At 62.8% G+C, this 13279-nt stretch carries 18 protein-coding genes; 7 read left to right on the plus strand and 11 right to left on the minus strand.

The features are described 5' to 3' along the window. Nucleotides 1-59 precede the first annotated feature (59 nt). Complete coding sequence (locus RPF88_RS27085) at nt 60-581, minus strand: winged helix-turn-helix transcriptional regulator (RefSeq protein WP_127385308.1); 522 nt, start codon at nt 579-581, stop codon at nt 60-62. A 97-nt stretch (nt 582-678) separates the two neighbouring features. Between RPF88_RS27085 and RPF88_RS27090 the strand changes: the two genes are divergently transcribed. Both RPF88_RS27090 and RPF88_RS27095 read left to right on the plus strand, forming a co-directional pair. Continuing rightward, nucleotides 679-1515, plus strand: a complete 837-nt coding sequence (locus RPF88_RS27090; protein WP_337123505.1) for an alpha/beta fold hydrolase — start codon at nt 679-681, stop codon at nt 1513-1515. A 94-nt stretch (nt 1516-1609) separates the two neighbouring features. Then, nucleotides 1610-2266, plus strand: coding sequence for a glutathione S-transferase family protein (locus RPF88_RS27095; RefSeq protein WP_337123506.1), 657 nt, complete (start codon nt 1610-1612; stop codon nt 2264-2266). Nucleotides 2267-2272: 6 nt separating this feature from the next. On the opposite strand, the gene RPF88_RS27100 is transcribed toward RPF88_RS27095, so the two are convergent. The 3 genes from RPF88_RS27100 to RPF88_RS27110 form a co-directional block, all read right to left on the minus strand. Further along, nucleotides 2273-2536, minus strand: a complete 264-nt coding sequence (locus tag RPF88_RS27100; protein ID WP_013529232.1) for an ArsR/SmtB family transcription factor — start codon at nt 2534-2536, stop codon at nt 2273-2275. A 32-nt stretch (nt 2537-2568) separates the two neighbouring features. Beyond that, the gene (locus RPF88_RS27105; RefSeq protein ID WP_024502978.1) at nt 2569-3816 is read right to left on the minus strand and encodes an MFS transporter; all 1248 of its coding nucleotides are present in this window, start codon (nt 3814-3816) and stop codon (nt 2569-2571) included. A gap of 89 nt (nt 3817-3905) precedes the next feature. Continuing rightward, nucleotides 3906-4100, minus strand: coding sequence for a DUF1192 domain-containing protein (locus RPF88_RS27110; protein ID WP_023810953.1), 195 nt, complete (start codon nt 4098-4100; stop codon nt 3906-3908). Between the two features lie 123 nt (nt 4101-4223). Between RPF88_RS27110 and RPF88_RS27115 the strand changes: the two genes are divergently transcribed. The 3 genes from RPF88_RS27115 to RPF88_RS27125 all read left to right on the plus strand — a co-directional run bounded on the left by RPF88_RS27115 (nt 4224) and on the right by RPF88_RS27125 (nt 6715). Continuing rightward, a complete protein-coding gene (locus RPF88_RS27115) occupies nt 4224-5234 on the plus strand; it encodes an NAD(P)H-quinone oxidoreductase (RefSeq protein ID WP_032808842.1) in 1011 nt (336 codons plus the stop codon). Between the two features lie 161 nt (nt 5235-5395). Continuing rightward, entirely contained in the window at nt 5396-5536 is a 141-nt protein-coding gene (locus tag RPF88_RS27120; protein WP_013529236.1) for a DUF1127 domain-containing protein, read from the plus strand. A 483-nt stretch (nt 5537-6019) separates the two neighbouring features. After that, nucleotides 6020-6715, plus strand: coding sequence for a DUF1013 domain-containing protein (locus tag RPF88_RS27125; RefSeq protein ID WP_013529237.1), 696 nt, complete (start codon nt 6020-6022; stop codon nt 6713-6715). A 63-nt stretch (nt 6716-6778) separates the two neighbouring features. On the opposite strand, the gene RPF88_RS27130 is transcribed toward RPF88_RS27125, so the two are convergent. The 4 genes from RPF88_RS27130 to RPF88_RS27145 all read right to left on the minus strand — a co-directional run bounded on the left by RPF88_RS27130 (nt 6779) and on the right by RPF88_RS27145 (nt 8936). Continuing rightward, nucleotides 6779-7498, minus strand: a complete 720-nt coding sequence (locus RPF88_RS27130) for a helix-turn-helix transcriptional regulator (RefSeq protein WP_013529238.1) — start codon at nt 7496-7498, stop codon at nt 6779-6781. 87 nt (nt 7499-7585) lie between these two features. Then, a complete protein-coding gene (locus tag RPF88_RS27135) occupies nt 7586-8017 on the minus strand; it encodes a hypothetical protein (protein ID WP_337123507.1) in 432 nt (143 codons plus the stop codon). Between the two features lie 75 nt (nt 8018-8092). Then, nucleotides 8093-8683, minus strand: coding sequence for a DJ-1/PfpI family protein (locus tag RPF88_RS27140; protein ID WP_337123508.1), 591 nt, complete (start codon nt 8681-8683; stop codon nt 8093-8095). An 85-nt stretch (nt 8684-8768) separates the two neighbouring features. Further along, on the minus strand, nt 8769-8936 hold the full coding sequence (locus RPF88_RS27145; protein WP_013529241.1) for a hypothetical protein: 168 nt from the start codon (nt 8934-8936) through the stop codon (nt 8769-8771). A 309-nt stretch (nt 8937-9245) separates the two neighbouring features. Here RPF88_RS27145 and RPF88_RS27150 point away from each other — a divergent pair, with 309 nt between their 5' ends. Both RPF88_RS27150 and RPF88_RS27155 read left to right on the plus strand, forming a co-directional pair. Continuing rightward, entirely contained in the window at nt 9246-10193 is a 948-nt protein-coding gene (locus RPF88_RS27150; RefSeq protein ID WP_024502993.1) for a ring-cleaving dioxygenase, read from the plus strand. Between the two features lie 114 nt (nt 10194-10307). After that, entirely contained in the window at nt 10308-10469 is a 162-nt protein-coding gene (locus RPF88_RS27155) for a hypothetical protein (RefSeq protein ID WP_023810961.1), read from the plus strand. Between the two features lie 21 nt (nt 10470-10490). Here RPF88_RS27155 and RPF88_RS27160 read toward each other — a convergent pair whose 3' ends face one another. From RPF88_RS27160 to RPF88_RS27170, 3 genes are all read right to left on the minus strand, one after another. Further along, complete coding sequence (locus RPF88_RS27160; RefSeq protein ID WP_337123509.1) at nt 10491-11204, minus strand: SGNH/GDSL hydrolase family protein; 714 nt, start codon at nt 11202-11204, stop codon at nt 10491-10493. 62 nt (nt 11205-11266) lie between these two features. Continuing rightward, the gene (locus RPF88_RS27165) at nt 11267-12007 is read right to left on the minus strand and encodes a DUF899 domain-containing protein (RefSeq protein ID WP_063173208.1); all 741 of its coding nucleotides are present in this window, start codon (nt 12005-12007) and stop codon (nt 11267-11269) included. Nucleotides 12008-12171: 164 nt separating this feature from the next. Then, the gene (locus tag RPF88_RS27170; protein WP_337123510.1) at nt 12172-13197 is read right to left on the minus strand and encodes a class I fructose-bisphosphate aldolase; all 1026 of its coding nucleotides are present in this window, start codon (nt 13195-13197) and stop codon (nt 12172-12174) included. Nucleotides 13198-13279 lie beyond the last annotated feature (82 nt).

The following is a 13279-nucleotide window of genomic DNA, read 5'->3' on the forward strand; positions in this document are numbered from 1 at the left end:
GAATTGTGATTTTCCGCTTCTTCTAGCAGAGCCGGCCCCAAAACGGGAAAATAAGTTGGTTACGCGGCCGGGCTGGCGGCGAGGGCCTTGCTGGCAACCACCGCCTCGTAGGCGGCCTGCAAGGTCGCGCGGACAGAAAGGCCAGACATTGTATCGAGCGGCATGCCGAGATGCTCGTGCCGCAACTCGTCCATGAATTTGTCCCACATAGGCTGTCCGCCCTTTTCCAGCAGTTCGGCGCGGATCGACAATTCGTCGCTGACCGGCAGCCAGACGCGGCCCCAGGCGCCGAGATGGGCCAGGATCGGAACCAGCGTGATCGCCATCTCGGTCAGGCTGTAAATCGCCTTCTGCTTGTGCGAGGGATCGTTGGCCTTGGTCAGCATGCCCAACTCCATCAGGCGCTTCAGCCGGTCGGCGAGGATGTTTGAGGCGATGCCTTCCATCGATCCGTTGAGCAGCTCGCGAAAATGGCGCCTGCCGCCGAAGATCATGTCGCGAAGGATGATCAGGCTCCAGCGGTCGCCGAAGACTTCCAGCGACAGATTGATCGGGCACCCGGACCGGCGATCCATGCTCATGAGATTTTCTCCAAAACCGGTTGCATTATTGTAGCAGTTTTATTATCGTGCAACAGATTGCAAAATGCAATCAGTTTTGCAGAGAGGAGACTGCGTGATGAGGACCACCGAACGCCCTGAGATTATATCCGAAGTCTTTGGCGATCCGGCGAACCCGCCGCTGTTGCTGATCATGGGAGCGATGGCCTCGATGCTGTGGTGGCCGGAGGCGTTCTGCCGGAAACTGGCCGGTGCCGGCCTGTTCGTGATCCGCTACGACAATCGCGATACCGGCCGTTCGACGAAATACAAGCCGGGAGAGCCGCCCTACACGTTCGATGATATGGCCGACGATGCAATGCATGTTCTGGACGATCACGGCATCGGCAAGGCGCATGTCGTCGGGATGTCGATGGGCGGCATGATCGCGCAGCTTGTGGCGTTGAAACATCCCTCGCGTGTCGTATCTCTGACTGTGATCAGCAGTTCGCCGGTGGGAATCGACACATCCGGCCTTCCCGGGACGACCGAAGCCTACATGGAACACTCGGCCGAGGGCGCCAAAGTCGATTGGTCGGACCGTGGTCAAGTGGTCGATTTCATCGTCAGGGATGCGCGGGCGATCGCCAGCACCACGCATCCATTCGATGCGGCGGGGATACGGGCCTTTGTCGAGCAGGACTACGACCGCTCCGGCGGCTTCCTGAGCGCGACCAACCATTTCATGCTCAAGGGCGGCGACGCCTGGAAGGGCCGCCTGCACGAGATCGCGGCGCCGCTGCTGATCATTCACGGCACGGCGGATCCGATCTTTCCGGTCGAACACGGCGAGGCGCTGGCCGAGACGGTCACCGGCGCAAGACTCATTCGCATCGAAGGTGGCGGCCACGAACTGCATCCCGACGACTGGGCCGAGATGTCCGCAGCGATCATCGCGCATGTCCAAGCCGGTTGAAGCAGCATAGGCTGGTTTGACGGACAAGGCTAACCGCAACAGGCGTGCCGCATGGTAGCGGCCACCGACAATCCACGAAACAGACGAGCAAAAAATGTCTCTGACGCTTCATTTCCATCCGCTGGCCTCCTTCTGCTGGAAGCCGTTGATCGCCCTGTATGAGAACGCCACGCCGTTCACGCCTGTCATCGTCGATCTTGGCGATGCTGAATCGCGCGCGGCCTTCCTGAAGATTTCGCCGACCGGCAAGATGCCGGCGCTGCGCGATGACGCGCGTGGCCGCACGGTGCTGGAATCGAGCATCCTCGTCGAATATCTGGCCGCGCACTATCCGGGGCCGGTCGACCTCGTTCCCGCCGAGATCGACATGGCGTTGGCCGTCCGCCAAGCTGACCGTTTCTATGATTTCTATGTGCAGGAGCCGATGCAGAAGATTGTCGGCGACCGGTTGCGTCCCGGCGACAAGACCGACCCGTTCGGCGTCGAGCAGGCTCGCGACCAGTTGCGCAATTCCTACGCCATCATCGAACAGGACATGCAGTCGAAGATCTGGGCGATGGGCGACAGCTTCACCATGTCCGATTGCGCAGCCTCCCCCGCGCTGTTCTATGCCAACAAGGTCGAGCCGTTGGGCGACAGGTACCCGGCTGTGAAGCGCTATCACGACCGCCTGCTGCAGCGCCCCGCCTTCGCTCGGGTGATCGGGGAGGCGCAGCCCTACTTCAAGTTCTTCCCCTACAACAACGGTTGATCGGGGTTAGGCTTCCCAGAACTGGTCGAGCCAGATGTTGAGTTTGAGGAAACCAGTGCCGCTCACCGTATAGACGCGCCTTGTTCCTTCCGGCTTGGCGTGGACCAGGCCGGCATCGAGCAGCACTTTCAGATGTTGCGACACGGCTGGGCGCGAGACCGGCAAGCCGGCGGCCAGTTCGGTGACGGTTTTCGGGCCGCGGCGAAGTTCTTCCAAAAGATGGCGCCGGTTGGGATCGGCAATCGCCATGAAGGCGTCGGAAAACATCATGCCTGTATTAGTGAGGCAAAGCCTTTCGAATCTCAACCGTCTGCTTCTGCTTTTCTTCTGGGATCAAGCCGCAATGCTTCCGGGGTGACCGAGCGGTCGGCCGGCTGCGTCTTGAAGGCGTCACGATCCCCGATCGGCACCGGCGCGCGGCGGCTGATGCGCAGCAGCGTGTAGCCCGCCAGGCAGAGATGCGCGAAGGCGGTCGCCAGGAACAGACCTTCCGGGCGCATCCAGCCCATCAGGGCAGCCGCAAGCAAAGGTCCGATCATCGTGCCGAAGCCATAGAGCAGCAACAGCCCGCCAGATACCTTGACGAAATCCTCCGAGCGCGCGTGGTCGTTGGCATGCGCCACGGCGATGGAATAGAGCGTATAGGCGAAGGCGCCATAGGCGGCGGTGAAGACGATGACGAAGACGCCGGAGCGTGGCTCGAACAGGAAGATCATGAGCGCGAAGAAGGCCCCGCCGAAAGCCGCCCCCGCCAGCACGAAGCGCCGGTCGGTCTTGTCGGACAGGCGCCCGGCCGGAAGCTGCATGGCGGCACCGGCAACGACCACAAGACTCATCATCAGGGCGATCTCGGCCGTGGAAATGCCGATGCGTGCACCATAGACCGCGCCAAGCGTGCCCCAGGCGCCGTTGGCGATGCCGATCAACACGCAAGCGACCGCCGACACCGGCGAATTGGCATAAAGGCCCCTGACATCAAGTGAGACATCCTGCAGCGGCTTGGGGTGGGAGGCGGTCGAGACCGCCGTCGGAATGAGCGACAGGCAAAACAGGATGCCGGTGATCATGAACAGCGACGCGGACTTCACGTCGCCGCCGGCGACGATCATCTGCCCGCCCATGATCGAGGCATAAGTCACCATCATGTAGAGGCCGAAGACGGTGCCACGGTTCTCGTTGGTGGCCTTCTCGTTCAACCAGCTTTCGATGACCATGAAGGCGCCGGCCATGGTGAAGCCGGTGAAGGCGCGCAGCAGGATCCAGACATACTCGTCGATAATCAGCCCAGTGAGCAGCGCCACGATGGCGCCGGATGCGGCAAAGGCGCCAAAGGCGCGCACGTGGCCGGCGCGGCGCACGATGCGCGGTGCGAAGAAGCAGCCGGTGACGAAGCCGCCGGCCCAGGCCGTGCCCATCAAGCCGAGCGATGCGGTCGAGAAGCCTTCCAGCTGACCGCGCAGGGGCAGAAGCAGCCCATGCAAACCAGATGCCGCGAGCAGGAAAGCGGTGCCGCGAAGCAGCGAGAGGATCGGTCGGTAGGTTGCGAACATTGGTTGATCCGGCTCAGGTTTGGCGGGGACGCTGGGTCTGAAGACAGTCGCATTCGGGCTTTTCGGCGGCGGGCTTTACGCCCGAGCGCCTATCCGCGGCGGAACAGTGCTTCGGCCGCCGATTTGGTGGTGTCCTTGGCCTTGAGCTCGGCTTCCAGGCGGGCGATTTCGTCGCGCAGGATGCCGATCCGCTCAGTCAAGTCGCTGACGGAAAGCAATGACAGGTCCTGCCCGATCTCGTGCGGGCGCGCCTTCTTCTTGGGTTCGTCGTCGAAGATCGCCATCGTCGCTCCTCCTCCGCCAAGACCAGATTGGCCATTTGCCTGATTTGGCAATCAGCATACATAGGGCAGGGGCGTCGATGCAAACAGCCGGTCGGATAACGGCGAGGAAAGACGGGAAATCTCATGGCGAGCGGACAGAAAATTCCGGCAAGAATGACGGCCATCGCGATCTCGGAGCCAGGTGGCCCTCGGGTGCTGAAGCCGGAAACACGCGACGTGCCGCAGCCCGGCCCCGGCGAGATCCTGATCAAGGTGCATGCCGCCGGCGTCAACCGGCCCGACGTCCAGCAGCGCAAAGGCGCCTATCCGCCACCGCCCGGCGCATCCGACCTGCCGGGCCTCGAAGCATCGGGTGAAGTGGCGGCCCTTGGCGACGACATATCACGCTGGCGCATTGGCGACCGCGTCTGTGCGCTGACGCCCGGCGGCGGCTATGCCGAATATGTCAAGGTCCATGCAGGGAGCGTGCTGCCGTTGCCCGCCGGCTTCACCCACACCGAAGCCGCGGCGGTGCCGGAGAATTACTTCACCGTCTGGCACAATGTGTTCGAGCGTGGCGGCCTCAAGAAAGGCGAGACGCTGCTCGTCCATGGCGGCTCGTCCGGCATCGGCACGACAGCAATCCAGCTTGCCTCCGCCTTCGGCGCCTATGTCATCACCACTGCCGGCAGCAAGGAGAAATGCGACGCCTGCCTGAAGCTCGGCGCCGACCGGGCGATCAATTATCGCGAGGCGGATTTCGTCGCCGCGGTGAAGGAGGCAACGGGTGGCAAAGGCGCCAATGTCATCCTCGACATGGTCGGCGGCGACTATGTGGCGCGCAACTACGAAGCCGCGGCGGTCGAAGGCCGCATCGTCCAGATCGCCGTTCAGGCCGGCGCTGTCGCAAGCGCGGACTTTTCGAAGATCATGGTCAAGCGGCTTACCCACACAGGTTCGACGCTGAGGCCGCGAACCGTCGAGTTCAAGGCGGCGATCGCGGCGGCGCTGGAAGCGCAGGTGTGGCCGCTGCTCGGCACGCGCAAGGTTGCCCCTGTGATGGACATGATCTTCCCGCTCAGCGAAGCCTGGCGGGCGCATGAGCGCATGGAAGAGGGTGAGCATATCGGCAAGATCGTGCTCGACATAGGCTGACAGCGCGCGAGGTCAGCGCCTCGCTGCCCACAAGATGAACAGAAGCTTAATGCTGCAATGCAGCATTTGCATCATTGCTATGCAAAATCAGCCATTCAAGTCCTCATCGATGACGCCTATTTGAGCATCATCGAAACGAACATCATTCTGGAGGGACTACCATGAACCCGATCCGCGCTTTCCGTAACTGGCGTATGTACACCGAGACCGTCCGCGAACTGAACCGTCTCAACGCACGTCAGCTCAGCGATCTCGGCATCAACCGCGCCGACATCGAAAAGATCGCCCGCAGGGCTATCTAAAGCCACGTCCTGGTCCGCTCCGGCGGACCCAAGCCGTGGAAGCCAGAGCCGCACCAGACCAACTTTGTCGCGGTTCCGAGCCCGCTGGACCCAGTCCGGCGGGTTTTGTCGTTTTGGGCGGGAGATCAACGACCGTCCCAACCGATACCGGCCATCGAGCAGGGTTGACCTCAGTTTCCTGCATGGCATCTTGGCTCGGCGCTTTCACAAGGGCGAACCCTGATGGAAGCAGCGGCTCCGGCATGACCGGGTGCCCTACCTCAACCGATCTTTGCCAAGACCGGAACTCGCCAGCGAAGCCAGCTTGTCGTTCTGTTCAAGAGCGCGGAACGTTTTCGGTAAGTACCCACGGCTTCCGGTCTTTGCTCCAAAAACGTTGCGAAACGCCCCGAGAGCGGTTATACAGACCGCGAATTTCCCATTTTGGTGGCTCTAAACCACCGCCCGCGCGGGAACGCGGGCGAACGAGAAGGATTTGTAAAAATGGCCAATACGCTGCTGATGCCCAAGGCGACCGCCGTCTGGCTGGTCGACAATACCGCACTTTCCTTCGAGCAGATCGCACAGTTCTGCGGGCTGCATCCGCTCGAGGTCAAGGCAATCGCCGATGGCGAAGCGGCGCAAGGCATCAAGGGCATGGACCCGATCATGACCGGACAGCTGACCCGCGACGAGATCGCCCGTGCCGAGAAGGATCCGAACCAGCGCCTGAAGCTTTCAGACCCCAAGGTGCGGGTGCCCGAATCCAAGCGCAAGGGTCCGCGCTACACGCCGCTGTCGAAGCGCCAGGACCGGCCGAACGCAATTCTGTGGCTGGTGCGCAACCATCCCGAGCTCAAGGACGCGCAGATCTCGCGCCTCGTCGGCACCACCAAGTCGACGATCGAACAGATCCGCGAGCGCAAGCACTGGAACTCAGCCAATCTGCAGCCGATGGACCCGGTGACGCTGGGTCTCGCCTCGCAGATCGACCTCGACATGGAAGTCAACCGCGCCTCGCGCGGCCGCGAACAGGCGCAGCCGGTGGGCGACACGCTGCTGCCGGCGGCCCTGACCGAGCGGCTGGTGCCGGCTCCCGAGAAGCCGAAGGACGAGGACGCCGAACTCGACGCCAACGCCGTGTTCGCCAAGCTTTCGGCCTTGAAGTCGAAGAACACGGACAATGACGACGACGAGTGAGGTTGTCTGATATTCCAAGAAAAAGCCCGCTTCGAGCGGGCTTTTTTGTAGCTGCGCCAGGTCTCAGCTGCGCGCGGCGCGATCCGGCGCCATGCCATAGTCCTCGCTGCGCTCCACTGCGCGGTAGAAGTCGGCAAGTTGCTTGCCGCGCTCCGGTTTGAAGATGCGGCCGGCGATGACCACCGAGGCGATGCGATCGATGCGGAAGGCGCGGAAATCGTCGCGCATCTCGCACCAGGCGACCAGCGTCCACACCTTGCCCCAGAACCACAGGCCGAGCGGGCGGATATCGCGGGCGGTGCCGCGGCCGGCCTCGTCGGAATAGTCGATGGTCAGCACCTGGCGCTTTTCGACCGCGCGCTCGATCAGGTCGATGGCCTCGCGGGCAGCGTCGCTGACCACCCACATCGGCGTGTGGATCTCGGTGCGGGCGATGCGGTCTTTCTCCGCATCGGGCAATACGGCGCCGATCTTGACCAGCGCTTCGTCGGCGGCCCGCGCCATGGCGGCACCGCCAAAGGCACGCACCATGCGGGCGCCGGCGACCAGCGCGACGATCTCGTCACGCGTGAACATCAGCGGCGGAAGGTCGAAACCCTCCCTCATCATGTAGCCAACGCCGGCCTCGCCGTCGATCGGCACTCCGGTCGACTGCAAATCGGCAATGTCGCGATAGATGGTTCGCTCGGAAACTTCGAGCCATGTGCCGAGCTTCTGGGCGGTGACCAATCGGCCACCGCGCAGATGCTGCACGATCTGGAAGAGCCTGTCGGCGCGGCGCATCGTATGGTCCCTCGGCGTTGTCTCTATGCATGCCGCCCGAAACCGGTCCACCTCTGGGTGGCATGCATCGTGTTTTCGCGCATGCCGTTATCCCAAAACCGCAGAACACTTTTGGGCGGCATGCCTCATGGTTTCAGCCCTTCGCGCTTGCGCTGCGCGGCGACGAACTCCGCGCCGAAGGACAATTTCTTTCGCATCGAGCACGCGCCAGAACGGTGCCACGTCACTCGGCGTCATGCCGCGCTGGAGGTCCTCGTTGGCGGCTTCGGCAACAGTGCGCAGATGATAGCCTATGGTGACCGGGCATGTCACTTCGGCGCCATGCTCGACGGCAAGTGCTGTACGCAGCGCACGCACATCCATCTCGACGCCTTCGGGAATCGAGCGGATGAAATCATCGACCTGGCGCGCTGTCGGCACCAGCATAGGCTGGCCTTCGACGACATCGGCCATCGTGCGCGGCGTCGGCTTGACGCCGTTGATGCCTGGTGTGCTCAGTCTGTCGTTCCAACTCTTCATCGATCGTCCTTTCGACCGCCGATGCACGGGTGCCCGAAGCTGGCACCATTGCACGGCCCTCCTGACAGCATACTGTCAGGAGGCTTCAGCATACTCCTTGGCAAACAGCGTTCGCATCCGAGCGAGATCGCTGCCTCTTTCGGGGTAGAGCGTCTTCAGAAAGGCGAGCGCGAAGGTGCCCGGCGCCGAGCCTGGCGCGGAAACAATTTTGCCGTCGGCCATGGCATGCGGCACATCCTGATAGAGGTTGTCGCCGGCATAGCCGGCCTCATGACCATTGATCCAGTCGCGGCCATTGCTCGTATGCCTGGCCTTCTCGAACAGGCCGGCGCGGGCTAGCGCCAGCGTGCCGGCGCAGATGCCGCCGAGCACGCCGCCGCGCGATGCAACAGCATTGAGCAGATCAGCAACTTCCGGCGGTGCCTTGCCGGCCCACTCATCGGAGCCGATGACGGCGATGGCGTCGAGATCGTCATTCTTATCCGCCCCGGCCGATCGATCGGGCGTCAGCCGAAAGCCGCTGATCCCGGCCACTGGGTTGCCATCAGGCGTCAGCGACACGGCACGGGCGCCGAACCATTCGACCGCCGAGGCCGCCAGCAGCCCATACTCCCAGTCGGCAAAACCTTCGATGAAAAGGAAACCGATCGTCTTCTGTTCGGGCATAAGCTCGCTCCCATTCCTCACGCACCGGACCTGTTATCTGGGCGTTGACGCGCCCACATCCAATCGCTGGGTCGAAAAATTGGCTTCAATTGCCGCGAGGGCCACGGTCCGCATACATGTCCGGCCAGCCGATATCCTTGCGAATATCCGCCGGCAGCGAGTTCATGAACCGCTGGGTGCGGATCTCGTTGCGCATCGTGCGGATCTTGCCGACATAGTGCTGCATGCCGCGCAGAATGGTGTAACCGTTCATGGCCAGTCTCCTCTCTCTGTATGGAGGTACTATCGCATACCCCTCCTGACAGCAGTCTGTCAGGAGGATGTCAGGCGCGAGACGATAGTTGCGGCCGGTGCGCGCGCCGCAGGCAAGGCATCGCTTTTCGCCGCATAGAACGGTGCCGAAGGCAGGTTCGCGACTTCCGATTGTTCATAGCGACGACGTGCTCTGGGCGCCGCTGTTCAGTTTCCGGCGACGGACTGTCGGAATACGAGGCCTTCAGCGGGGTGACCGCAGTTCTGATATGGAGGGAGAAAATTGTTCCCCAACTGCAGGGAGACGACGATGAGCTTGCAACTGACAGGTATCCACCATCTGACCGCCATCACCGCCAATGCGCCTGGCAATCTTCATTTTTATACGAAGGTGCTGGGTCTGCGGCTGGTCAAGAAGACCGTAAACCAGGACGACACCTCGGCCTACCACCTCTTCTATGCCGACGGCGAAGCGACACCGGGCACCGACCTTACCTTCTTCGACTGGCCGGTCGGCCGCGAGCGGCGCGGCACGCACAGCATCGTGCGGACCAGCCTCAGGGTCGGCAGCCAGGAGAGCCTTGCCTGGTGGAAGCAACACTTGACCGACGAAGGCCTGGCAACAGGAGAGATCGGCGACATCGGCGGTTATGCGTCACTGGACTTCGAAGATCCCGAGGGCCAGCGTCTGCGCCTGGTCAGCGATGGCGGCAAGGGCGGCAGCCATCCCTGGGCGCAAAGCCCGGTACCGGCCGAGCACCAGATCCGCGGGCTCGGGCCGATCGTCATCAGCGTTCCCGACATCACCAACACCGAGGCGGTGGTGACCACGGTGATGAACATGCGCAAGGCGCGCGACTATGCCTCGCCGGAGGGCCAGGTTCACGTCTTCGAAATGGGCGAGGGCGGGCCGGCGGCGGAGCTGCATGTCCTGGTGCAGCCGGGACTGGCGCCGGCACGGCAAGGTGCCGGTGCGGTTCACCATGTTGCCTTCAGGGCGCCGGACCAGGAAACGCTGCATCAATGGACGGCGCGGCTGGCCGAGTTCCGGCTGCCGTCGAGCGGCGAGGTCGAGCGCTATTATTTCCGTTCGCTCTACTTCCGCGAGCCGAACGGCATCCTGTTCGAGATCGCAACCGACGGTCCGGGGTTCACCGCCGACGAGCCGCTGGAAACGCTGGGGGAAAGCCTCGCCCTGCCGCCATTCCTCGAACCGAAGCGCGCTTCGATCGAGGCCGGCCTCAAGCCGCTGAAGTAGATCGTTTGCCGGTCAAAGGGCGCCGCGTTCCGGTTCGGGATCTCGGCGTCCGTTCTTTCTCAGGCAATGAACGACGTGCTTTGACAGCCGGGCGCGTTGCTGGTCAAAGGCGGCATGACGAAATTCCTCGCCCTTGTCATCGTCGGTTTCATGGTCATTCAACTGATCAAGCCGCTTGGCTGGCCAGGCCTCAAGCGACGCGGTGATTTCTGGAAGCTGGCACTGCTCGCCATGGCCGCGATTTCACTGGCGGCCGTCCTCGGGCATTTGACGTAGGACGGCACTTGTCGTCGCTGCTCAATTGCCAAGCACCGGGCCGACCAGATGCTCGGCCCAGGCCCGGTAGCCTGCTTCCGAGGCGTGAAAGCCGTCCGAGGCAAAGCCGGCTTCCGGATTGGTGATCGGCAGGCGCGGCGCCGGCACCGCGCCGCGCTCCAGGCAAAGGCGTTCGCCCATCCGGTTCATGTCGGTGGCGCGGATCTCAAGGATCTTTCCGAGCAGCGGCGGCATGGCTGGCGCCCGCGTGAACTCCAGCACCGGCGACCACACCACGCGCGCTTCCGGCCATTTGGCGCGCAGGCCGTAGAGCAGGCCACCGAACTCCTTCTTGAAGCGCGGCACGGAGTGGAAATTCTTGGTGTCGTTGGTGCCGATGGCCAGCACGATATGCGTCCACGGATCGGCCGACAGATTGGGCAGCACATGGTCGCGGATCTGGCCGGACGTTGCCGAATTGAAGCCGGCCGCCCGCCAGCGCACGGCGCGGCCGGTGCTTTGTGAAATCAGCACGGCGAGTTGCGCGGCAAGCCCGTCTTCCGAATTGCCGATGCCGACCGAAGCGGCGGAGGAATCGCCCAGCACCAGAAGCGAGATTGCCGGTGCTGCGCCTGATATTTCGTGCATGACCGGCCCTTGCGCCGGCAGCATGCGCGTGGTGCGGCGTCGCACGGCGAGGCCTTGCCAGATATAGACCGGGAAGGCGAGCCAGGTGAGTAGGGCCGGGAAGCGCATGGCAGTACCGTTAAACGATCAGCGGCAGCCTTAGCGCATGTTTTGGCCGACGGGAACGATCTTCAATCGCAGCAACTCGCCTGCCCCGCCTGCTTGCCCTGATATTCATCGTGCAGCCGCACCCAATCCATCAGGCCGTGATAGGGGCCGTTCTCGTTGCGGCCCTTCGGCGTCATGTCGAGATAGTCGTAGGCGCCGATCTGCGCCTCGCCGCCGCGGGCGCGCGACATGAAGGTGAGGAAGATGTCACCGGCCTCGTCCCGGTAGAAGACGCTGGTGCCGGGAAGCTCCTTCGATGTCCGTGGACGGGTCTCGAAATTGTAGGTGGTGCAGCCGTCGGCGATCTGCTTGTCGGTGAAGGAGACCTGCATGTCGAAGTTGAAATCCGAGGCATAGGACGACACCCAGTCGAACTTCCAGCCCATGCGCTGCTTGTAAGGCAGAAGTTCCGCCAGTGGAGCGCGCGAAACCACGACCAGCGACACGTCGTGATGCCGCAGATGCTGATTGGCGCCGTCGATATGGTCGGCAAGGAATGAGCAGCCCTCGCAATGATGGGTGCAGCCCGGCCCGAACATGAAGTGATAGACGATCAGCTGGCTGTTAGTGCCAAACAGGTCGGTCAGTCTGTTTGGCCCTTGTTCGGTCTCGAAGACATAGTCTTTCCTGATCTTCAGCCAAGGCAGTTCACGCCGTTCCGCGGCGATCCGCTCGCGAAACCGCGTCAGTTCCTTCTCGCGCGCCAGATGTGCCTTGTGCGCCTGGAACCAGTCTTCGCGCGAAACGATCTTGTTGCGATGCATGAACCTCTCCCTGAATGTCATCCCAAGGACGTTGGGGATGGGCGCAACCCGACATCGCCGGAGAGGAAATAAGGACGGAGAGGCTCCGCCCCAAGCCCTGCAAGTCACAAACAAAAAACCCGGGCGCATCGGCCCGGGTTCGAAGGAGGAAGAAAGGACTGTGATCAGGCGGCCTGTTCCAGGCTCGCCTTCCATTTTCCGAGCGCTGCCAGATGGTTCATGTGGGCGCGATGGGTGAAGGCGGCCTGGCCGGCGGCAACGTTCGAGGCTTTGCCGCTCCAGGCTTTCTGTGGCGCGGCCTGCAGCGCGCGACCATAGGAGAAGGTCAGCTTCCACGGGTGCGGCCCGATGGCGTTGATGGCGTTGAGATTGGCGGTCGCCTCTTCGTCTTCCTGGCCGCCGGAAAGGAAGGCGATGCCCGGCACCGCTGCCGGCACTGTCTCGCGGAACAGTTTTATGGTTTTTTCGGCGACTTCTTCGGGGCTGCTCACCTTGCCCGATTTCCTGCCGGCCAGCACCATGTTGGGCTTCAGGATGGTGCCTTCCAGCACGACGCGCGCCGCATGGAGCTCGTCATAGAGCTTGATCAGCGTTGCCTTCGAAATGTCGTAACAAGTATCGATGTCGTGGGCGCCGTCCATCAGCACCTCCGGTTCGACGATCGGCACGATGCCGGCTTCCTGGCAGAGGGCGGCATAGCGGGCGAGCGCATGAGCGTTGGAGCCGATCGAGGTCGCCGAAGGGACGCCCTTGGCGATATCGATGTCGATCACCGCGCGCCATTTGGCGAAGCGGGCGCCGAGCTTGTAGTAGTCGGCAAGCCGTTCGCGCAGGCCGTCGAGGCCTTCGGTGATGGTATCGCCGGGAAAGCCTGCCAGCGGCTTGGCGCCGGCATCGACCTTGATGCCGGGGATGGCGCCGGCCGCCTTGATGATGTCGACCAGCGGCGTGCCGTCGGCGGCCTTCTGGCGGATCGTCTCGTCATAGAGGATGACGCCGGAGATGTAGCGGGTCATCGCGTCCCTGGTGCGGAACATCATCTCGCGGTAGTCGCGGCGGCTGTCGGCGGTCGATTCGACGCCGATGACGTCGAAGCGCTTCTTGATGGTGCCGGAACTTTCGTCGGCGGCCAGCAGGCCCTTGCCATCGGCGACGATCGCAGCGGCAATGTCTTCGAGACGTTCGCTCATTGTTGCTTCTCCTGAAACGGTTATTCCGCGCTTAACGGAAGTCTACCGCCAAAGGAATGGCATCGGAAAGCTCGAATCGATT

It is taken from the genome of Mesorhizobium sp. ISC11 (assembly GCF_037162595.1).
Taxonomy (GTDB): domain Bacteria; phylum Pseudomonadota; class Alphaproteobacteria; order Rhizobiales; family Rhizobiaceae; genus Mesorhizobium; species Mesorhizobium ciceri.